The sequence below is a fragment of the Oleiagrimonas soli genome (assembly GCF_000761445.1).
GTDB lineage: Bacteria > Pseudomonadota > Gammaproteobacteria > Xanthomonadales > Rhodanobacteraceae > Oleiagrimonas > Oleiagrimonas soli.
Map to the genome: position 1 here is coordinate 245,732 of NZ_KN196470.1, position 20,739 is coordinate 266,470.

Genomic DNA, 20,739 nt, shown 5'->3' on the forward strand with positions numbered 1-20,739 from the left:
CGATGCCTGGTGCGAACACTGTTGTCGCGCGCGTGGCCTCCGCCGCGCAACGACGCGATTCGTCTGACCGATGCGACGTCGCGGTATCGCGCGCGGTTGTCCCAGCGACGAATGAGCTTCGGCGGTGCGAGCGGTTTCCCGTCACCGCCGTCGGCGCGGCGCGCGGATCGCGCTTTCCGCTGCGCGGATGGCCTCAGTCGCCCAGCAGCGCCGCCAGCCGCGCGATGTGCGATTCGGCGGTCTCGCGCGCGACTTCGGCGTCGGCCTCGGGGTTGCGGCCCTGCCAGTGCAGTTCGGCCTCAGGCAGTTCCTTCAGGAAACGGCTGGGCTGGTTGGTCAGCAGTTCGCCGAAGCGGCGCGTGCGCGCGCTGAACGACAGCGTCAGCAGTTCCTTGGCGCGGGTGATGCCGACGTACATGAGGCGACGCTCCTCGTCGACGCGGCCCTCGTCCATCGCGCCTTCGTGCGGCAGAGTGCCGTCTTCGCAGCCGACGATGAACACGAAGCGGAATTCCAGGCCCTTGGCCGCGTGCAGCGTCATCATGCGCAGCGCGTTGCCGGGGTCGTCGCGGTCGGCATGGGTGAGCAGGGCCAGCTGCGAGGTCAGGTCGCCGGCGCGGCCGCCGTCCTTGCCCATGGCGCGGAACCATTCGACCAGTTCGCGCAGGTTGCCCATGCGGCGCTCGCGCTGCGCCGGGTCCGGCGCCTGCGCGGCGAGGTAGGCGCCGTAGTGGGTGCGTTCGAGCACGGCTTCGACCAGGTCGGCGGCGCTGGACTGCTTGGCGGTCTGACGCAGGCCGTCGATCAGGCGCACGAAGCCGGCCAGCGCGGCGGCCGGGCGCGACGCCATCGCCTTGAGCGCGCTGTCGTTGCGGGCGGCGTCGAGCATGGCCATGTGCCGCGTCTGCGCCAGCTTGCCGAGCTTCTCCAGCGTGGTCGCGCCGATCTCGCGTTTGGGGCAGTTGACCACGCGTAGGAACGCCGCGTCGTCGGACGGATTGGCGATCAGGCGCAGGTAGCACAGCACGTCCTTGACCTCGGCGCGGTCGAGGAACGACAGCGCGCCGGACAGGTGATACGGCACGCGCGCCAGGCGCAGCGCCTTCTCCAGCGCCCGCGCCTGATGGTTGCCGCGATAGAGGATGGCGAACTCGTTCCAGCGCGCCTTGTGCTTCTCGGCCAGATGCGAGGCGATGGACGCGATGCGCTCGGCCTCGTGGTCGTTGTCGTTGCATTCGAGCACGCGGATCGGCGGGCCGTCCGGCAGGTCGCTCCACAGGCTCTTCTGGTGCAGATGCGGATTGTTCGCGATGAGCGTGTTGGCGGCGCGCAGGATGCGCTTGGCGCAGCGGTAGTTCTGCTCCAGCTTGATGACCTTGAGGTTGGGCCAGTCGCGGCCCAGCTGGTCGATGTTCTCCGGGTTGGCGCCGCGCCAGGCGTAGATCGACTGGTCGTCGTCGCCCACGCAGGTGATGCCGCCGCGCGGGCCGATCAGGCACTTCAGCAGGCGGTACTGGGCGTCGTTGGTGTCCTGGTATTCGTCCACCAGCAGATAGCGCAGACGTTCCTGCCAGCCGGCGCGCGCCTCGGCGTCGCTTTCCAGCACTTGCAGCGGCAGGCGGATCAGGTCGTCGAAATCGACCGCGTTGTAGGCGGCCAGTCGCGCCTGGTAGCGCTCGTAGATGCTGGCCGCTTCCAGTTCCGGCGCGCCGCGCGCGGCGTCGGCGGCCTGTTCCGGCGTCAGGCCGGCGTTCTTGGCCTGCGAGACCAGGTTGCGCAGCCGCCACAGCGCGTCGGGCTTGATGCCGGCCGGCGCCAGCTCCTTGATCAGCGCGCCGCTGTCGTCGGCGTCCAGCACCGAGAAGTTGCGCCGCAGGCCGGCGCGTTCGTGCTCGATGTGCAGAAACTTCAGGCCCAGCGCGTGGAAGGTGCACACGGTCAGCGCCTGCGCCGCCTCGGCGCTGATCATCTTCGCCACGCGCTCGCGCATCTCGCGTGCGGCCTTGTTGGTGAAGGTGATGGCCGCGATCTTGCCCGGCGCCAGGTTCCGGCGCGCGATCAGGTGGGCGATCTTCTCGGTGATGACGCGGGTCTTGCCGGAACCCGCGCCGGCGAGCACCAGCAGCGGGCCGTCCACGTATTCGACGGCGGCGTGTTGTTGCGGATTGAGCATGGGAAACCGGGCGGGACTGCAGGCGCAAAGGATCGCGGCGCGTGCCGCTCGATGCAAGCGCGTTCGCGCAAGATCGCGCCAGGCGGTGGTTTTTCCGCGGCGAACGGCTAGGCTTGAGGTCCGGCTTGGGGAGGATCGGCGCCGTGCAGGCGGAAACCGCGAACGCGAACCTATCGTGCGAGGTGCTGGTGATCGGCGGCGGGCCGGCCGGCAGCACCGTCGCCGCGCTGCTGGCGCGCCGCGGGCGGCGCGTGCTGCTGCTGGAGAAGGCGCGCCATCCGCGCTTCCACATCGGCGAGTCGCTGCTGCCGATGAACCTGCCGATCTTCGAGCGCCTGGGCGTGCTGGACAAGGTGCGCGCCATCGGGGTGCACAAGAACGGCGCCGAGTTCGAGGCGTCCAACGCGCGCGGTTACAACACCTTCGATTTCGTGCGCAGCCTCGGCGACACGCCGACGCACGCCTACCAGGTGCTGCGCCAGGATTTCGACGCGATGCTGTTCGCGCATGCCCGCGAGGCCGGCGTCGACGCGCGCGAGGCGCATGACGTGATGCACGTCGATCAACGCGGCCCGCGCGAGTTGCTGGCGCGCGTGCGCACGCCGGAGGGCGAGGTGACGGTGCGCGCCGAGTACGTCGTCGACGCCAGCGGCCGCGACACCCTGCTGGCGCGCACGCGCAAGCTGCTGCGCCGCAGTCGCACGCATCAGAGCGCGGCGCTGTACGCACATTACCGCGGCGTGGCGCGGCGCTCGGGCGAGGAGGCCGGCAACATCGGCATCTACCGTTTCGAGCACGGCTGGATGTGGCTGATCCCGCTGCCCGACGACACCATGAGCGTGGGCGCGGTGTGCCGTCCGGACTACCTCAAGCAGCGTCGCGGCGATCGTGCGGCCTTTCTGCGCGACACGCTCGATCGTCACCCGGTGGTGCGCGAGCGCATGCGCGACGCGGCCCTGATCGACGGCAGCGTGCACGCGGCCGGCAACTACGCCTACGACGCGGCGCGCATGGGCGGTCCCGGCTGGTTGCTGATCGGCGATGCCTTCGCCTTCCTCGATCCGGTGTTCTCGACCGGCGTGTTCCTGGCCATGCATGGCGGTGAACTGGCCGCCGAGGTGGTGGACCGCGCCTTGCGCGATCCGGTCCGCGAAGCGCGTCTGCAACGGCGCATGGAACGCCGCCTGCGCGCAGGCATGAAGCGCGTGGCGTGGTTCATCCATCGCTTCACCTCGCCGTCGATCCGGCGCATGTTCCGCGCGCCGCGCAATGTGCTGAACGTGGAGCGCGCGGTGATCTCGATGCTGGCCGGCGACATCTTCGACAACCGCCGCGTGCACTGGCGGCTGCGCGTGTTCCGGTGGATTCACGCGGGCTTCGTGTTGACCGGCCTGCGCGAGTGGCGCGCCGCGCAGCGGGACCGCAGAGCGCAGGTGAAACGACGGTTTCGCGAGACCGACGATTCCGCGCCGGCGGCCTGAGACGGCGCCGCGCTACACTGTGCGGCCGGCAGTGCCGGAGGCACGCATTTCCACGACGACGGCAGTCATGGCGAAACTCTATTTCTATTACTCGGCGATGAACGCCGGCAAGACCACCACGCTGCTGCAGAGCGCGTACAACTACCACGAGCGTGGCATGCGCACGCTGATCCTGACGCCGGCGCTGGACAACCGCTACGGCGAGGGCGTGGTGGCCTCGCGCATCGGCCTGAAGGCCAATGCGCGGCGCTTCGCCGGCACTGCCGATCTGCTCGACATCGTGCGCAAGGACATCGCCGAGCGCGGCGACCTGCACTGCGTGCTGGTCGACGAGGCACAGTTCCTCAGCCGCGAACAGGCCTGGCAGCTGACCGACGTGGTCGACGAACTCGGCATCCCGGTGCTGGCCTACGGTCTGCGCACCGACTTCCGCGGCGACCTGTTCGAGGGCAGCCGGCATCTGCTGGCCTGGGCCGACAACCTGGAAGAGATCAAGACCATCTGCCACAGCGGTCGCAAGGCGACCATGGTGGTGCGCGTGGATGAACAGGGCCGTGCCGTCAGCGACGGTCCGCAGGTTGAGATCGGCGGCAACGACCGTTATGTCTCCGTGAGCCGCGCCGAATTCAAGAAGATCATGGCCGGCGAGGGCCGCGTCGAGCTGCAGCAGAGCGTGCTGCCGCTGGGCGAGCGGTCCGACGACTGACCTGCCATTCAACGGAGCCGAAGATGAGCGATACGCAAACCACCGCCGGCGACTGGCCGCGCCCCTACTGGTCGGCCAACGACGAGCACGCGGTGCTGCTGTTCTTCATCTTCGGTGCGTTCGACAAGGATCTGCGCATCCCCGCGGCGCGCCACGGCAGCAAGGGCCTGCCCGAGGGCATCGAGCTGTTCCGCTACCCGCGAGAAACGCTGGAACAGTGGGAAGGTTATCCGTTGCACGGCGCGCTGGGCGAGATGCTGCGGCAGGATCATCCGACCGCGTTCGAGGCCGCGCAGGCCGCACCGGAAGTGCTCAGCGTGCGTGGGCGGCTGGCCGATGCGTCGAGCCTGGACTACCTGCGCGACACGCTCGGCGTGATCGCCGGGCTGATGGACATCGGCGGGGTGGCCGTGGCCGATCCGCAGATTCTGAGCCTGTTCGACGGCGAAGGTTGGCGCGAGCGCTTCATCGTCGAAGGCGGCGCGCCGCCGCGCAGCCACGTGCTGATCCTGTGCAACCCGGATACGGACGCCGGCGGCGACACGGCCTGGGTGCGCACGCGCGGCATGCGCAAGTTCGGCCGGCCCGACGTCAGCATCCGCGGCGTGCCGGGCAAACAGACCGACGCGGCCGGCGAACTGTGCCTGCGCCTGGTCGAGATGCAGGCGATGGGCGCGCAGTTCAGCGACGGTCAGGAGCTGGAGATCGACGGCCTGCCCACCGCGCTCAAGGCGCGGCGTGCAGGCAGTCTCGAAGACCCGCACTTCAACAACACCCACGTGCGTTTCGACTGGCCGGTCTAGGCTGAATTATGCAAACGTTACACAGGTTGCGCATGGCGTTGCGACTGTTGAAACCGACGGAATGCCGCGTGGGCTGGTGGGACTGCCCGGTTTGCGGTAACCGCTTGCATGTGAAGCTGAGCGAGAATGAATTGGCGGTGCGCTGCGTGCGCTGCCGCGCTTCGGCCGTCAGTGAATCCATCATTGGAGTACTCGTCGAGCAGCTACCCGCTCTTGATCGATACGCAGCACTTGAGCTTTCCTCACGTGGGGTGCTTGCGGGCTGGCTGCGCAATCGTGTCGCCTCGCTGCAGCTCAGCGAATGGATGCCGGACCACCCCTTGGGTGCCATCATCGATGGCGTGCGTAATGAGGACGTTCAACGACTGACCTTCGCCAATGCCTCATTCGACCTGGTTACCTCGACCGAGGTCTTCGAGCATGTGGCCGACGATGCGCGCGGTTTTTCCGAGGTCCATCGCGTGTTGCGCCCGGGAGGAGCGTTCGTGTTCACGGTGCCGTTGATGGATCGGCCTGACACGCACGAGCGTGCGCGTCTGCACGAGGGCCGGATCGAACACGTGGACACGCCCGAGTATCACGACGACTCCTTTGCCGGGACGGACCGCGTGCTGTGCTTTCGCAATTACGGACTCGATATCGTCGATCGCCTATGCGCCGCCGGATTCGAGCGAGTCCGCATCGTGACGCCGTCCATATCGATGCTGGGACATGCGCGCAGGGTGTTGGTCGCTCGCAAGACCGAATGCATGCGAGACGGCTGACAGCTGACGCCCCTCAGCGCTGGCAGGCGGCGCACCAGAAGGTGTTGCGCTGGCCCAGCATGCGGCTGCGGATCGGCGCGCCGCAGCTGCGGCAGGGTTCGCCGTCGCGGCCGTAGACCATCAGTTCCTGCTCGAAATAACCCGGCGCGCCGTCTGGCGCGAGGAAGTCGCGCAAGGTGGTGCCGCCGCGTTCGATGGCGTGCGCGAGGATGCGCTGGATGGCGTCGACCAGCGCCGCGTAGCGTTCGCGCGACACGCGTCCCGCCGCGCGCGCCGGGTGGATGCCGGCTGCGAACAGCGCTTCGCTGGCGTAGATGTTGCCCACGCCGACGACCACGGCCTGGTCCATGATGAAGGTCTTCACCGCGCTGCGTCGTCCGCGCGACAGGTGCCACAGCAGGTCGCCGTCGAAGGCGTCCGAGAGTGGCTCCGGACCGAGTTCGGCCAGCAGCGGATGCACCTCGCCGGGCGGCTGCCACAGCAGGCAGCCGAAGCGGCGCGGATCGGTGAAGCGCAGCGCCTGGCCCGAATCCAGCAGCAGGTCGTAGTGATCGTGGCGGCCCAGCGGCGTGTCCGGCGGCAGCACGCGCAGCATGCCGGACATGCCCAGGTGCAGCAGCGCACTGCCGGCTTCGGTCTGCAGCAGCAGGTACTTGGCGCGGCGCGTGACGGCGTCGATGGTGCGGCCGGGCAGGCGCTCGCCGATCGCGGCCGGAATCGGCCAGCGCAGATCGGGGCGGCGCAGCGTCACGCGCTCGATGCGGCGACCGGTCAGGTGCGGCGCGATCCCGCGGCGGGTGGTTTCGACTTCGGGCAATTCGGGCATGCACGGGTTATGCGGCCTGCGTCGCCGATACGCAAGCGAAGCGTGACTTCATGCCCATGGGGCGCGCGCATTCGAGGCGTATGCTGACGCGATGACCGCGTTCGCGGCCGTCCCCCGTCCATCGTAGGAGAACTTCATGCGTACACTCGCATCCTGGGCCGCGTTGACCGCGCTGTGCCTGTGCGCAACGCCGCTCGTCGCCAGCGCCAAGGACACCAAGGCGAACACGGACGCGTCCGCGCCCGACGCCGCGCTCGCCACGCCGCAGCGTTCGACCACCAGCGGCAGCGTCACCGTCGAAGGCAAGCGCATCGACTACACCGCCGTGGCCGGCACCATCGTCCTGCACGGCAAGGGCGACGACGAAAACACGCCGACTGCCAGCCTCTTCTACGTGGCCTACTTCAAGAAGGGCGTCGATCCGAGCAAGCGTCCGATCACCTTCCTGTACAACGGCGGCCCGGGCTCGGCCTCGGTCTGGCTGCACATGGGCGCGTTCGGACCGCGCCGCGTGGAAACCAGCGATCACACCCACACGCCGGCCGCGCCGTACAAGCTGGTCAACAACGACTACAGCCTGCTCGATGCCAGCGACCTGGTGTTCATCGACGCGCCGGGCACCGGCTTCTCGCGCCTGATCGCGCAGACCGACAAGGACAAGCGCGACGAGCTGATGAAGAAGCGCGCCAAGCAGTTCTACAGCGTCGACGGCGACGGCCAGGCGTTCGCGCAGTTCGTCACCCGTTTCCTTTCCACCTACGACCGCTGGAACTCGCCCAAGTACCTGTTCGGCGAAAGCTACGGCACCACGCGTTCGGCGGTGCTGTCGGACATTCTCACCAACAACGACTCGGTCGACCTCAACGGCGTGGTGCTGCTGTCGCAAATCCTCAGCTTCGACAACAGCCCGGACAGCCCGTCGGACAACCCCGGCGTCGACCAGCCCTACGTGCTGGCGCTGCCGACCTACGCCGCGACGGCGTGGTACCACCACAAGCTGCCGCAGCCGCCGGCCGATCTGCCGACGCTGATGAAGCAGGTCGAGGCGTTCGCGACCGGCGAATACAGCCAGGCGCTGGCCGCCGGTGCGACGCTGGATGCGGCGCGCAAGCAGGCCGTGGCCGAGAAGCTGCATCAGTTCACCGGTCTGCCGACGGCGTACCTGGTGAAGGCCGATCTGCGCGTCAGCGGCCCGATGTTCGAGCATGAGCTGCTGAGCGCCGACGACGACTCGACCGGTCGTCTGGACACGCGCTTCGCCGGTCCGAGCATGGACCCGATGAGCAAGACCATCGAGTACGACCCGCAGTCCTCGGCCATCAGCTCGGCCTACGTGGCGACCTTCAACGACTACGTGCGACAGACCCTGAAGTTCGGCAAGGGCCGGCACTACCGTCTGTTCGCCGGCTTCGACCACTGGGACTTCACGCACAATCACAACCAGCAGTCGCTCAACGTCATGACCGATCTGGCCGAGGCGATGAAGGCCAACCCGGACATGAAGGTGATGATGAACGGCGGTTACTACGACATGGCCACGCCGTTCTTCGCCGCCGAGTACGAGCTGAACCATCTGCCGATGCCGCAGCGGCTGCAGAAGAACATCTCGGTGCATCTGTACGAGTCGGGCCACATGGTCTACGCGCATCTGCCGTCGCTGAAGAAGCTGCACGACAACGTGGCGGCGTTCATCCGCGCCACCGACCACGGCTGAGCGGGATGACTGCGGGTTGAGGCTCCGGCGTCCCGACGCACCACGTTCCGACGGGCGGCATGGCACGCGCCGCCCGTCGGCCAGCATGCGCAGGGGCCTCGCCTTGCTGGTCGCGCTGGCGGCCCTGTTGTCGGGATCGCCGTCGTGGGCCGCGACGCACGCGCAGACGCTCGACCGCGGCTGGCAGCTGCGGTTGGCGCCGAACGACGCCCATGCCGCGCGCCATCCCGCCGCCGCGCGCTGGCTGTCGGCGACGGTGCCCGGCACCGTGCAGACCGACCTGATCGCCGCCGGTCTCACGCCCGATCCGTATCTCGGTCGCAACGAAGCGGCGATCCAGTGGGTGGGACTTGCCGACTGGCAGTACCGTCTGCGCTTCCGCGTCGATCCGTCCGTGCAGCAGCGGCGCCACGTCGATCTGGTGCTGGACGGACTCGACACCTTCGCCGAGGTGTCGCTCAACGGTCACCGCTTGCTGCGCGCGGACAACATGTTCCGCCGCTGGCGCGTGCCGGCGAAGGCCTGGCTGCGCGACGGCGAGAACACGCTGGTGGTCAATGTGCACTCGCCGATCCGCCGCGTGCAGCGTTGGCTGAAGAAGCAGCCGTACGCCTTGCCCGGCGAATTCGATTCGGCCTTCGGCGACGAACCGAAGGGCCGGCAGAGCGCCAACTACGTGCGCAAGGCGGCCTATCAGTACGGCTGGGACTGGGGGCCGCGCATCGTCACCGAGGGCATCTGGCAGCCGGTGCGCCTGGAGGGTTGGGATCGTCTGCGCGTGGCCGATCTGCACATCGCGCAGCCGTCGGTCGACGCGGACGCCGCGCAGTTGCGCGCGCAGGTGACCGTGCAGACGGCCGCTGCCGGCACGGTGCAGGTGCGCGTCGACGCGCTGGCGCCGGACGGTCGGCGCGTGGCGCGGGCAGCGCGCACGCTGACGTTGACGACGGGCAGGCACACCGTCGATCTGCCGTTGACGATTGCGCATCCGCAGCGCTGGTATCCGGCCGGCTACGGCGCGCAGCCGCTGTACCGCTTCGTCGCCCACGTGCGCGAGGGCGACGGCGACGACCACGTCGCGCGCCGCACCACCGGCCTGCGTCGCATCGAGCTGCGGCAGCGCAAGGATCGCTGGGGCCGTTCGTTCGCCTTCGTCGTCAACGGCATCCCGGTGTTCGCCAAGGGCGCCAATCTGGTGCCGTTCGACAGCTTTCCGCCGCGTGTGACGACGGCGCGCATGCGGCGTCTGCTCGACGACGCCCGCGCCGCGCACATGAACATGCTGCGCGTATGGGGCGGCGGCTATTACCTGCCCGATGCGTTCTACGCGATGGCCGACCGTCGCGGCCTGCTGATCTGGCAGGACTTCATGTTCGGCGGCGCGATTCCGCCCTATGACGCCGCGTTCCGTGCCAACGTGCGCGTCGAGGCCGAACAGCAGGTGCGGCGGCTGCGCGATCATCCGTCCATCGCGCTGTGGTCGGGCAACAACGAGGTGCGCACCAGTTGGGAAACCTGGGGCGACCGGCTGACTTTCCAGCGCGCGATTTCCGCCGCCGAGCGCACGCGCATCGACCAGGGCATGCGCACGCTGTTCGGCCGCGTGCTGCGCGACGTGGTCGCGCGCGAGGACGTCGACGTGCCGTACTGGCCCGGTTCGCCGTTCAGCGCCGCCGGCGAACCGGCCAACGCGGACGACAGCGGCGACACGCATTTCTGGAACGTGTGGTCGGGCGACGCCGCGCCGATCGAGGATTACCTCGACGTCACGCCGCGCTTCCTGTCCGAATACGGCCTGCAGTCGCTGCCGGTGATGGTGACCGTGCGCGCCTTCGCCGGCGACGGGCCGCTGGATGCCGAATCGCCGGTGCTGCGCGCGCATCAGAAATACGACGGCGGCAACGGCAACCGGCGTCTGCTGGCCTACGTGAAGCGCAACTACGGCGCGCCCGGCGACTTCGCCGATTTGGTCTACCTGAGCCAGGCGATGCAGGCCGAGGGCATCCGTCTGGCCGCCGAGCATCTGCGTGCCTCGCGACCGCGCACCATGGGTTCGCTGTACTGGCAACTCAACGACGTCTGGCCCGGTGCGTCGTGGTCGAGCGTCGACGTGTACGGGCGCTGGAAGGCGCTGCAGTTCGCCGCGCGGCGTTTCTATGCGCCATTGCTGCTGGCCGCGTTGCGACATCACGACGTCACTCGCGTGACGTTGGTGTCGGATCGCCTGCAGCCGACGCCGCTGCGTTGGCGATGGCGGGTCATGGATTTCCGCGGTCATGTGCTGCGTTCCGGCGGCGGGGCGGTGATGGCCGCGCCGACGTCGGCCACGCCGCTGGCCCGTTACACCGACGCTGCACTGCTGCACGGCGCCGATCCGCGCACGCATATGGTGGTGTTCGAGCTGCTGGAGGGCCAGCGCACGGTCGCGCGTAATCTGGTGTTCTTCGGCAAGCCGCGCACGCTGCAGCTCCCGCTGCCGAAGCTGACCGTGCAGTGGAGTCGCGATGCCGACGGCGCGGTGCTGCGCCTGCACACCGACACTTTGGCGCGGGCGGTGTGGATCGACGTCGGTGACCCCGACGCGGTGCTCTCGGACAACGCTTTCAACCTGCTGCCCGGCGAAACGCGCATCGTGCACGTGCGCAGCGCGCACGACCTCGCTACGCTCGAACGGGCGCTGACGCTGCGCGACCTGGCCGACGTGATGAAGCGGGATGCCACGCCATGAACCGTTCCCCGTCGAACCCGAGGAGGGCCGCATGACCGACCGCCGCGACTTCCTGCGCCTGCTGGGCACGGCGACCGCGTCCGGTTTGTTCGCCGGTTCGCTGCCGCGTGTGGCCCGCGCCGCGGCCGCGAGTTATCCGAACCGGCGTCCGCCGCCGTCTGCGCGTCGTTTCCGCAGCGCCGCGGTCGAGCGCACGCTGAAGCGGGTCAAGGCCGGCATCGGCGACCCGAAGCTCGCGGCCCTGTTCGAGAACTGCTACCCGAACACGCTCGACACCACTGTGTTCACCGGCACGCTGGACGGCAAGCCCGACACCTTCGTCATCACCGGCGACATCGATGCGATGTGGCTGCGCGACTCCTCCGCGCAGGTGCACCCGTACCTGTCGCTGGCGCGCGAGGACGCCGATCTGCGCCGCCTGTTCCGCGGCCTGATCCATCGGCAGGCGCGCTGCATCCGTCTGGACCCGTACGCCAACGCCTTCCTGCGCGATGCCGACGCCAAGCCGCTGTCCTGGGCCGTGCACGACACCCCGGCGCTGAAGCATGGCGTGGGCGAGCGCAAGTGGGAAATCGACTCGCTGTGCTACCCGATCCGTCTGGCGCACGGCTACTGGCGCGCCACCGGCGACGCCACGCCGTTCGACGACGACTGGCGCGCGGCGATGCATCAGGTGCTCGACACTTTCCGCCAGCAGCAGCGCCTGCACGGACCGGGTCCGTATCGCTATCACCGCCCGTCCGACCGCGCCTCGGAAAGCGTGCCGCGCGACGGCCTGGGCGCGCCGACGCGGCCCAACGGCATGATCCACGCCGCGTTTCGTCCGTCGGACGACGCCTGCGTGTATCCGCTGAACGTGCCCGGCAACCTGTTCGCGGCGGTCGCGCTGCGCCAGCTGGCGATGATGAGCCGCAGCCTGCACCGCGACACGGCGTTCGCCGACGACTGCGAGGCGATGGCGAAGCAGGTCGAGACCGCGACCCACCGCGACGGCCGCATCGGCGATGCGCACGGCCACGGCACCTGGGCCTACGAGATCGACGGTCGCGGCCACCAGCTGTTCATGGACGACGCCAACGTGCCCAGCCTGCTCGGCCTGTCGTACCTGGGCGTGTGCCGTCGCGACGATCCGCTGTACCGGCGCACGCGGGCGAAGGTGTGGAGCGCCGCCAATCCGTACTTCTTCCACGGTCGCGCCGCCGAAGGCATCGGCGGTCCGCACGAGGGGCCGCGCATGATCTGGCCGATGGCCATCGTCATGCGTGCGCTGACCAGCGAGGACGACGCCGAGATTCGTCAGTGCCTGCGCTGGCTGCGCGACACCGACGCCGGCACCGGCTTCATGCACGAGGCGTTCGATCAGGACGACCCCAAGCATTTCACCCGCGCCTGGTTCGCCTGGGCCAACACCTTGTTCGGCGAACTGATCGTCGAGCTGCACCGACATCGCCCGCAGCTGCTGCGGACCTGAACGCACACGAGCGAGGAACCGCATCATGCCCACCCGTCGAGGATTCCTGCAGGGCGCCATCGCCTTCGCGCTGTTCGCCGGCGCCGACGCCAGCGGCCTGGCACGTGCGTTGCCGGGCGTCGCCACGAAAGGCGACGGCGACATGGCTTCCACGCATCCGTTCTGCGATCGCGTCGACCTGTTCATCGGCACCGGCGGTCACGGACACACCTATCCCGGGGCGACGCGGCCGTTCGGCATGGTGCAGCTCAGTCCGGACACCTACAACGCCGACTGGGACGCCTGCTCGGGCTACCACCTCGGCGACGGCTCGATCATGGGCTTCTCGCACACGCATCTGTCCGGCACCGGCGCCAGCGACATGCTCGATGTGCTGGTGATGCCGGCGACCGGTCCGACGCACATCGCGCCGGGCACGCGCAAGCATCCGGAGAGCGGCTACCGTTCGCGCTACGACCACGCCGACGAAGTCGCGCGGCCCGGTTACTACGCCGTGCTGCTGAAGGACTACGGCATTCGCGCCGAACTGACCGCGACCGAGCGCGCCGGCATCCATCGCTACCATTTCCCGGCCGGGCACAGCGGCCATCTGGTGATCGACTGGGCGCACGGCATCCAGGATGCCGACGACAAGCCCACGCGCGTCACCGACGCCGACCTGAAGCTGGTCGACGACCGCACCGTGACCGGCGGCCGCCGCGTGCACCAGTGGGCCAACGGCCGCTACATCCATTTCGCCATGCGTCTGTCGCGGCCGTTCGCCGGTGCGCAGCTGTATGCCGAGGACCAGCCGCTGGCGGGCCTCGCGCGCGAGGCCAAGGGCAAGTGCTTGAAGGCCGTGTTGCGCTATCCCGATGCGCACGATGCGCCGTTGCTGGTCAAGGTCGGCATCTCCGCCGTCAGCGCCGAGAACGCGATGCGCAACCTCGACGCGGAGATTCCCGCGTGGGACTTCGACGGCGTGCGTCGCGACGCCGCCGACGCCTGGGAACGCGAACTGTCGCGCGTGGACGTCGACACGCCGTCGGCGGCCGACCGTCGCACGTTCTACACCGCGCTCTACCACACGATGCTCGCGCCGACGCTGTTCGACGACGTCGACCGCCGCTACCGCGGCATGGACCTGAAGGTGCACACGCTGCCCGAGGGCGCGCACAACTACAGCACCTACTCGCTGTGGGACACCTACCGCGCGCTGCATCCGCTGATGACGCTGGTGCAGCCCGAGCGCGTGCCGAGCCTGGTCGACGGCCTGATCCGTCTGGCCGAGGAAAGCCCGGACGGTGTGCCGGTGTGGCCGCTGCAGGGCGTGGAGACCGGCTGCATGATCGGCTGGCATTCCGCCGCGGTGATCGCCGAGGCGTATGCCAAGGGCTTCACCGGCGTCGACTACGCCAAGGCCTGGAAGCTGTATCGCCAGCGCGCGATGGAGGACGACTACCGTGGCCTGCCGTACTACCGCAAGCTCGGCTACGTGCCCTGCGACAAGGACTGGGAAGGCGTCAGCAAGACGCTCGAATATGCGTACTGCGACTGGTCCAGCGCACACCTGGCGCGCGCCGCGGGCGACGAGAACGGCTACCGCGCGCTGCTGAAGCGCTCGCGCAACTACGCGAACGTGTTCAACCACGACAGCAACTTCATGCAGCCGCGCCTGGCCGACGGCGCGTGGGCGACGCCGTTCGATCCGCGCAGCGTCGGTCACTCGAAGAAGTGGCGCGACTACACCGAGTCCAACGCCTGGCAGGCGACCTTCCTCAACCAGCACGACGTGCATCACTACATGACGCTGTTCGGCGGCACGGAAGCGTTCGCGCGCAAGCTCGACGCGCTGTTCAATGCCAGCTCCGAGCTGCCCGCCGACGCGCCGCCGGACATCGCCGGTCTGATCGGCCAATACGCGCACGGCAACGAGCCCAGCCACCACATCGCCTATCTGTACGCCTACGCCGGGCAGCATCACAAGACCCAGGCGCGCGTACGCCAGATCCTGCGCACGCTGTATCACGCCCAGCCCGACGGCCTGGCCGGCAACGAGGATTGCGGACAGATGAGCGCGTGGTACGTGCTCAGCGCGATGGGTTTCTATCCGGTCGATCCGGTCAGCGGCAACTACGTCATCGGCAGCCCGCTGTTCGACCGCGTGACGATGCAGGTCGGCAAGGGGCGCACGCTGACAGTCGAGGCGAAGGGCAACGGCCCGGAGCGTCCGTACATCCAGTCGGTGACCTTCAACGGCAAACCGTACACGCGCACCTGGCTGCGGCACGCCGATCTGGCCGCCGGCGGCACGCTGGTGTTCGAGATGGGCGCCAAGCCGAATCTGGCCTACGGCGCCGCCCCGGCCGACCGGCCGCCGTCGTTCGTCTGAGCCTGGTCGGCCGCCGGCAGCGGCGCCGGTGGTTCGGCGCGTGCGTCGTGGCGCAGCAGGATTTGGCGCATGACGTGCTGCTCGTCGGATGCGAGTTCGGTCAGCAGCTGGAATGTTCCGGCCACCTGCGCGGCGACCGCGATGCCGTCGCGGTAGAGGATGCGCGAGCCGGTCACGGCCGGAATGCGCTGTCCGCTGAGCAGCGTGCCGACCAGGTTCAGCGGGTCCGCGCCGCATACGCACACCAGCTGACCGTCGGCCTCGCGCCGGCGCGTCTGGCGCAGCAGTTCGATGGCCTCGGGCAGGGCGAACTGCTCGCCGACCAGGCCGTCGACGAAACGGCCGCCGCGGATCTCGCCGCGCGCTTCTAGTCGGTGATAGACGCGCAGCAGCGCGCGCCATGGCGGCAGCCACGGCGCTTCGCGCTGCAGGATGCGCCAGCTGACCACGCCGTAGCGGCGCAGCAGTGTGCGCGCGACGTGCTCGATGGCTTCGGCGTCGGGTTCCGTCGACGTCGCATGACGTACCAGCGACCAGCGGCCGGCATCGGCAATCTCGCCCAGTGCGTGATGGCGCACGCGACGACGCTTGTGCTGGCGGCGTTTGCTGCCGGGAATCAGCAGCGCGCGCAGACCGGCGAAGCTGTCGGCGGTGACCACGCCGGCGGCGACCAGCTCGCCCAGCGCATCTTCCAGTTCGACCTGCAGCAGACGCGCGTGCTCGCTGAGTTCGTCGAAGAACAGCGCGCCGTGCTCGATCAGCGCATCGGCCACGGCCTGCGCACGCGAGGACAGCTTCGGCGCCTCGCCGGTGTCGGCGGCGGCGATGGACGTCCATAGCGCACGTTCGCGGCGCGGCAGCAGTACCAGCGGCGTGGCCTGCACCGGACCACCGGCGGCGTGCTCGCCGTTGCGTGCGCGCAGGCGCATCCACACCAGCCGTCCGGCGCGGCACTGCGCGTCCAGCCAGCCGGCTTCGTAGTCGGCCACGCGCATCGGCAGGATTTCGCTTTCCCACGCGCCGGCGGCCGCTTCGTAGCCTTCCAGCTGGGTCAGCACGCCGGCCAGCGCGTCCGGACCGCGCACGCGAGCGTCCGGCGCCACGTGTTGCCAGGCGAACAGGAAGCGCATGAAGTCGCGCCGCGGTACCGGGCGGATTTCGCGGCGCAGGCGACCCAGCGTGTAGCGGTGGATGCGCGCCAGCAGGTGGCGTTCGCACCATTCCTCGGCCTCGCCGCCCGGCGTGAAGCGGCCGCGCATCACCGTGCCTTCGCGCTCCAGCGCGGCCAGGGCGATGGCGACGTCGCCTTCGCCGACGCCGAGATCGACAGCCAGCGTGGCGATCGGTGTCGGGCCGAGGCCGCCGAGACGACCGCGCAGCAGTTCGACCAGCGCGGTCTCGGGCGTCCATGCCTGCGCGGCGTATTCGGCCGGCGCGGCGATGGCCGGCTGCAGCTTCGTGTCGGGATGCAGCGCTTGCCACACCGGCAGGCGTTCGGCGGCGACCCAGCGCACGATGCCGCCGTTGTCGCGCGTCGCCGTGGCGCGTGAAGCTTTCGCCAGCGCGTGCAGCCAGTCATTCCAGCCTTCGTGCGCCTCGGCTTCCTCGGCCGTGATCGCGCCGAGGCCGGTCAGCGCCTCGTGCATCTCGTCGGCGTCGCGCACGTCGGGCCAGGCTTCGGCACGCACCGCGGCGATGGCCTCGGGATCGAGCGCGGCCAGATCGTCGGCGCTGTCCGGGTCCTGCCAGCGGCGGGTTTGCACGGCCTGGGTGCGGCGTTCCTCCAGCGGTGCGTCGTCGAGGAAGGCGTACGGCGCGGCGTTGAGCACGCCGGCAGCCAGCGGTGAGGGCGCGGGCAGGTCGCGCGCGAGCATGCGGATGGCGCCGGACTCCAGGCCCTTCAGCACGCCGAGCAGGCCGTCGAGGTCCATGGCTTCGTGCAGGCAGTCGTGCAGCGTCTGCGCGACTAGCGGGTGATCGGGAATCTCGCGCTCGCCGACGATGTTCTCCAGGCACGCGACCTGATCGGGGAACACGCTGGCCAGCAGGTCCTCGCTCTTCATCCGTTGCAGCTGCGGCGGCACCTTGCGGCCGCCCTGCATGCGCGGCAGCGCCAGCGCGTTGGTGGCGTTCCAGCGCCAGCGGATCGGGAACAGCGGCGCGTCCAGCAGCGCCTGCACCAGCACGTGCTCGGCGGTGTTGGTGTGCAGGTACTGCGCGACTTCGTCCAGCGGGAAGCTGTGGCTGGTCGACAGCGACAACACGATGGCGTCCTCGGTGGCGGCGGCCTGCAGCTCGAAGTTGAAGCTGCGGCAGAAGCGCTTGCGCAGCGCCAGGCCCCAGGCGCGGTTGATGCGGCTGCCGTAGGGCGAGTGGATGACCAGCTGCATGCCGCCGGATTCGTCGAAGAAGCGCTCCATGACCAGCGTGTCGAGCGTCGGCAGCGCGCCGAGTACGGCCTGCGCGCCGCCGAGGTAGTCGACGATCTGCACGGCGGCGGCTTCGGGCAGGCCGAGTTCGCCCTGCAGCCAGGCGCGCGCCGCGTCGCTGCCGCCGGCCTTGAGGTGTTCGCCGACGGTCTCGCGCAGCCGCGCCACGCCGGCCGACAGTTCGTCAGTGCGGCCGGGCGCCTCGCCGATCCAGAACGGGATGCTGGGCGGCTGGCCGTGCGCGTCCTCCACGCGCAGGCGGTCGCGCTCGACGCGCAGGATGCGGTAGCTCTGGTTGCCGAGCTGGAACACGTCGCCGACCATGCTCTCGACGGCGAAGTCCTCGTGCACCGTGCCGATGATCTGCGCCTGCGGTTCCAACTCGACGAAGTAGTCGCCGGTGTCGGGAATGGTGCCGCCCGAAGTCAGCGCGGTGAGACGCGCGTTGCGGCGGCCGTGCAGGCGCCCGTGCACGGCGTCGCGGTGCAGATAGGCGCCGCGGGGGCCGTTGCGGGTGGTGAAACCGTCGGCCAGCATGCGTACCACGGCGTCGTAGGTGTCGCGCTTCAGGTCCGCGTAGGGTTGCGCGCGGCGCAGGGTGTCGAACAGCGCGTCCTGGTCCCAGTCGCGGCAGGCGACCTCGGCGACGATCTGCTGCGCCAGCACGTCCAGCGGCGCGGGTGGAACGAGCAGAGCGTCCAGCTCGTCGCGGCGCACGCAGTCCAGCAGCGCCGCGCATTCGATCAGATCGTCGCGCGTGCTCGGGAACAGGCGGCCTTTCGGCGTGCCGCCGACGCTGTGGCCGGAGCGGCCCACGCGTTGCAGGAAGGCAGCGATGGAACGCGGCGAGCCGAGCTGGCAGACCAGTTCGACGTCGCCGATGTCGATGCCCAGTTCCAGCGAGGCGGTGGCGACCAGCACGCGCAGGTCGCCGTGCTTGAGGCGGCGCTCGGCGGCCAGACGGTGTTCTTTCGACAGGCTGCCGTGGTGCGCGGCGACGGCGTCCTCGCCCAGTCGTTCGGCCAGCGCGCGCGCGGTGCGTTCGGCCATGCGTCGCGTGTTGACGAAGACCAGCGTGGTGCGATGGCTTTCGACCAGATTGGCGATGCGGTTGTACACCAGCGTCCAGGCGTCGCCGGACATCACCGCGTCCAGCGGCAGCGGCGACAGTTCCAGCGCCAGGTCGCGCTCGCGGGTGTAGCCGACGTCGACGATGGCGCAGTCCGGTGGTGCCTCGTTCGTGTCCTGCTTCGGCGCATCGACGGGCAGGGCGGCGTGCCGTCCCGCGCCGACCAGGAAGCGCGCCACCCGCTCGATCGGTTTCTGCGTCGCCGACAGGCCGATGCGCGTCAGCGGCCGCTGGCACAGCGCCTCCAGCCGTTCCAGCGTCAGCGCCAGGTGCGCGCCGCGCTTGCTGCCGGCGATGGCGTGGATTTCGTCGACGATCACTGTGGTCGCGGTCGACAACGTGGCGCGGCCCGATTCGGACCCCATCAGCACATACAGCGACTCGGGCGTGGTCACCAGGATGTGCGGCGGCTGCTTGCGCATCGCCGTGCGCTCGCGCTGCGGCGTGTCGCCGGTGCGCACGGCGGTGCGGATGACCACGTCGGGCAGGCCGCGCCGTTCGAGTTCGGCGCGGATGCCTTCCAGCGGCTGCTCCAGGTTCAGGTGGATGTCGTTGGACAGCGCCTTCAGGGGCGACACGTAGACGATCTGCGTCGCGTCCGGCAGCGCGCCGCCGTGCGCCAGCCCCTCGCGCACGAGCGCGTCGATGGCGGCGAGAAAGGCGGTCAGCGTCTTGCCGGAGCCGGTCGGCGCGGCGACCAGCGTCGGTCGGCCGGCTCGGATCGACGGCCATGCGGCGGCCTGCGCCGGGGTGGGTGCTTCAAAGCTGCGCTCGAACCAGGCAGCGACCGCGGGATGGAAGTGCTGAAGAGGCATGACCGTTCATCGGGCTTGCGCCACGTAGTTATGGTACCCGCTGCGTGGAAATACAACGGAACGACGAGCGTGCGGCGGGCCTGTCTCAGTCGGCGAGACGGCCAAAGCCGCGATGCCCAAACACGTTCATCTAACCGAGTCTTCGCTGAACGCGAAAAAATTTTCCCTGTATGAGCAGGCGTTTGCGTGACACGCGATCGCCGGGCATCGGTGCGATGCGCGGTGCCGCGTCGGGATGCGTGCATGTGTCGTTCATTTTCGCGGTGCTTGTCTGTATCCCGTGCCGAACGACGTGCTCTCCCCCCACGACGTTCGCTTATCCGGCAGGCACGCCGGCTCAACCAACAAGGAGAAGACAGCACATGATGACCAAGATGCTTCGCACGACGATGATCGCGGCCGGTTTCGTGGCTGCTTTCGGTTTCAGCGCCGGTCAGGCCTTGGCGCATCCGACGCCCGACGAGGGCGCCATGGCGGCAGCGCATGCCGATAACGACGGCATGGGCCAGGCGGTCTCCGACACCTGGATCACCACCAAGGTGAAGACCGAGTTCGCCACCACCAAGGGCGTCAGCTTCCCCGACATTTCGGTGGACACGAAAAACGGCGTGGTCATGCTGGTCGGCACCGTGCCGTCGCAGGCCGAGCGCGAAATGGCCATCCGCACCGCGCACTCCGTCAAGGGCGTGAAGGCGGTGCAGGCCGACAAGCTGAAGGTCGGCAAGGAAGACGATGACAAGACCGTCGACACCGACGGCAGTGGCACCAGCATGGGCCAGAAGGTGACCGACACCTGGATCACCACCAAGGTGAAGACCGCCTTCGCCACGGCCAAGGCCGTGCACATGACCGACATCTCGGTCGACACCACCGACGGCGTGGTGATGCTGACCGGTACCGTGAAGAGCGAGGCCGAGAAGCAGCTGGCGATCCGCGACGCGCGCGCCGTCAAGGGCGTGAAGGCGGTCGAGGCCAGCCATCTGAAGGTCGGCGCGGACGACTGAGCCTGATCGGTTCTCGCTGCGCGTCCGTGTCCGACAGCCGGGCGCGCGGTGGGAACCGCTTCCCCACGATGCGATGACGAAAGGAGTCCGCCATGTCCCTGATCTGGCTACTGGTGCTGATCATTGTTCTGCTCGCGCTGCTGCCGTCCTGGCCGTACAGCCGACGCTGGGGCTATTACCCGAGCGGCAGCGTGGGACTGATCGTCGTGATCGTGCTGCTGCTGTGGCTGTTCGGCATGATCTAGCGACGCCCACGTCGCCTCCCCTCGACACGGCATCCCCAGAAAAAACGCGCGACCCGAACGGGCCGCGCGTTTTCCGTCGT

13 protein-coding genes are annotated in these 20,739 nt (G+C 69.1%); 10 read left to right on the forward strand and 3 right to left on the reverse strand.

Annotation, left to right across the window (positions count from 1 at the left end; translation table 11 throughout):
- Nucleotides 1-193: 193 nt before the first annotated feature.
- Nucleotides 194-2,173 (reverse strand): UvrD-helicase domain-containing protein, encoded by a 1,980-nt coding sequence (locus LF63_RS01125; protein WP_043099062.1) that lies wholly within the window; start codon nucleotides 2,171-2,173, stop codon nucleotides 194-196.
- A gap of 143 nt (nucleotides 2,174-2,316) precedes the next feature.
- Between LF63_RS01125 and LF63_RS01130 the strand changes: the two genes are divergently transcribed.
- The 4 genes from LF63_RS01130 to LF63_RS01145 all read left to right on the forward strand — a co-directional run bounded on the left by LF63_RS01130 (nucleotide 2,317) and on the right by LF63_RS01145 (nucleotide 5,927).
- Nucleotides 2,317-3,654, forward strand: coding sequence for an NAD(P)/FAD-dependent oxidoreductase (locus LF63_RS01130; RefSeq protein WP_235205248.1), 1,338 nt, complete (start codon nucleotides 2,317-2,319; stop codon nucleotides 3,652-3,654).
- A gap of 67 nt (nucleotides 3,655-3,721) precedes the next feature.
- Nucleotides 3,722-4,360: a thymidine kinase gene (locus LF63_RS01135; protein WP_043099064.1), complete on the forward strand. Its 639-nt coding sequence runs from the start codon at nucleotides 3,722-3,724 to the stop codon at nucleotides 4,358-4,360.
- Between the two features lie 23 nt (nucleotides 4,361-4,383).
- Nucleotides 4,384-5,163 carry a hypothetical protein gene (locus LF63_RS01140; protein WP_043099065.1) on the forward strand — a complete coding sequence of 260 codons (780 nt, stop codon included), beginning with the start codon at nucleotides 4,384-4,386 and terminating at the stop codon, nucleotides 5,161-5,163.
- 32 nt (nucleotides 5,164-5,195) lie between these two features.
- A complete protein-coding gene (locus LF63_RS01145; protein ID WP_200877520.1) occupies nucleotides 5,196-5,927 on the forward strand; it encodes a methyltransferase domain-containing protein in 732 nt (243 codons plus the stop codon).
- Nucleotides 5,928-5,940: 13 nt separating this feature from the next.
- Here LF63_RS01145 and mutM read toward each other — a convergent pair whose 3' ends face one another.
- Nucleotides 5,941-6,753, reverse strand: coding sequence for a bifunctional DNA-formamidopyrimidine glycosylase/DNA-(apurinic or apyrimidinic site) lyase (gene mutM / locus LF63_RS01150; protein WP_043099069.1), 813 nt, complete (start codon nucleotides 6,751-6,753; stop codon nucleotides 5,941-5,943).
- Nucleotides 6,754-6,889: 136 nt separating this feature from the next.
- On the opposite strand from mutM, the gene LF63_RS01155 reads away from it, so the two are divergent.
- From LF63_RS01155 to LF63_RS01170, 4 genes are all read left to right on the forward strand, one after another.
- Nucleotides 6,890-8,467: a S10 family peptidase gene (locus LF63_RS01155; RefSeq protein WP_043099071.1), complete on the forward strand. Its 1,578-nt coding sequence runs from the start codon at nucleotides 6,890-6,892 to the stop codon at nucleotides 8,465-8,467.
- Between the two features lie 85 nt (nucleotides 8,468-8,552).
- The gene (locus LF63_RS01160) at nucleotides 8,553-11,195 is read left to right on the forward strand and encodes a beta-mannosidase (RefSeq protein ID WP_052394499.1); all 2,643 of its coding nucleotides are present in this window, start codon (nucleotides 8,553-8,555) and stop codon (nucleotides 11,193-11,195) included.
- A gap of 31 nt (nucleotides 11,196-11,226) precedes the next feature.
- Nucleotides 11,227-12,666 carry a glycoside hydrolase family 125 protein gene (locus LF63_RS01165; RefSeq protein WP_043102814.1) on the forward strand — a complete coding sequence of 480 codons (1,440 nt, stop codon included), beginning with the start codon at nucleotides 11,227-11,229 and terminating at the stop codon, nucleotides 12,664-12,666.
- A 25-nt stretch (nucleotides 12,667-12,691) separates the two neighbouring features.
- On the forward strand, nucleotides 12,692-15,037 hold the full coding sequence (locus tag LF63_RS01170) for a GH92 family glycosyl hydrolase (RefSeq protein WP_043099073.1): 2,346 nt from the start codon (nucleotides 12,692-12,694) through the stop codon (nucleotides 15,035-15,037).
- Here the strand turns inward: LF63_RS01170 and LF63_RS01175 are convergent.
- Nucleotides 14,995-19,410 (reverse strand): DEAD/DEAH box helicase, encoded by a 4,416-nt coding sequence (locus LF63_RS01175; protein ID WP_052394500.1) that lies wholly within the window; start codon nucleotides 19,408-19,410, stop codon nucleotides 14,995-14,997. The genes LF63_RS01170 and LF63_RS01175 overlap by 43 nt on opposite strands.
- 362 nt (nucleotides 19,411-19,772) lie before the next feature.
- Here LF63_RS01175 and LF63_RS16180 point away from each other — a divergent pair, with 362 nt between their 5' ends.
- Nucleotides 19,773-20,414 carry a BON domain-containing protein gene (locus LF63_RS16180; RefSeq protein ID WP_052394502.1) on the forward strand — a complete coding sequence of 214 codons (642 nt, stop codon included), beginning with the start codon at nucleotides 19,773-19,775 and terminating at the stop codon, nucleotides 20,412-20,414.
- 92 nt (nucleotides 20,415-20,506) lie between these two features.
- Complete coding sequence (locus tag LF63_RS15420) at nucleotides 20,507-20,659, forward strand: DUF3309 domain-containing protein (RefSeq protein ID WP_081945028.1); 153 nt, start codon at nucleotides 20,507-20,509, stop codon at nucleotides 20,657-20,659.
- The last annotated feature ends 80 nt before the right edge of the window (nucleotides 20,660-20,739 follow it).

Bases quoted from the DNA above. Each gene is read 5' to 3' on its own strand.
- LF63_RS01160 (WP_052394499.1), top strand. From the start codon at position 8,553: ATGCGCAGGGGCCTCGCCTTGCTGGTCGCGCTGGCGGCCCTGTTGTCG.
- mutM (WP_043099069.1), bottom strand. From the start codon at position 6,753: ATGCCCGAATTGCCCGAAGTCGAAACCACCCGCCGCGGGATCGCGCCG.
- LF63_RS01125 (WP_043099062.1), bottom strand. From the start codon at position 2,173: ATGCTCAATCCGCAACAACACGCCGCCGTCGAATACGTGGACGGCCCG.
- LF63_RS01165 (WP_043102814.1), top strand. From the start codon at position 11,227: ATGACCGACCGCCGCGACTTCCTGCGCCTGCTGGGCACGGCGACCGCG.
- LF63_RS01170 (WP_043099073.1), top strand. From the start codon at position 12,692: ATGCCCACCCGTCGAGGATTCCTGCAGGGCGCCATCGCCTTCGCGCTG.
- LF63_RS01175 (WP_052394500.1), bottom strand. From the start codon at position 19,410: ATGCCTCTTCAGCACTTCCATCCCGCGGTCGCTGCCTGGTTCGAGCGC.
- LF63_RS01155 (WP_043099071.1), top strand. From the start codon at position 6,890: ATGCGTACACTCGCATCCTGGGCCGCGTTGACCGCGCTGTGCCTGTGC.
- LF63_RS01145 (WP_200877520.1), top strand. From the start codon at position 5,196: ATGGCGTTGCGACTGTTGAAACCGACGGAATGCCGCGTGGGCTGGTGG.
- LF63_RS01140 (WP_043099065.1), top strand. From the start codon at position 4,384: ATGAGCGATACGCAAACCACCGCCGGCGACTGGCCGCGCCCCTACTGG.
- LF63_RS15420 (WP_081945028.1), top strand. From the start codon at position 20,507: ATGTCCCTGATCTGGCTACTGGTGCTGATCATTGTTCTGCTCGCGCTG.
- LF63_RS16180 (WP_052394502.1), top strand. From the start codon at position 19,773: ATGATGACCAAGATGCTTCGCACGACGATGATCGCGGCCGGTTTCGTG.
- LF63_RS01135 (WP_043099064.1), top strand. From the start codon at position 3,722: ATGGCGAAACTCTATTTCTATTACTCGGCGATGAACGCCGGCAAGACC.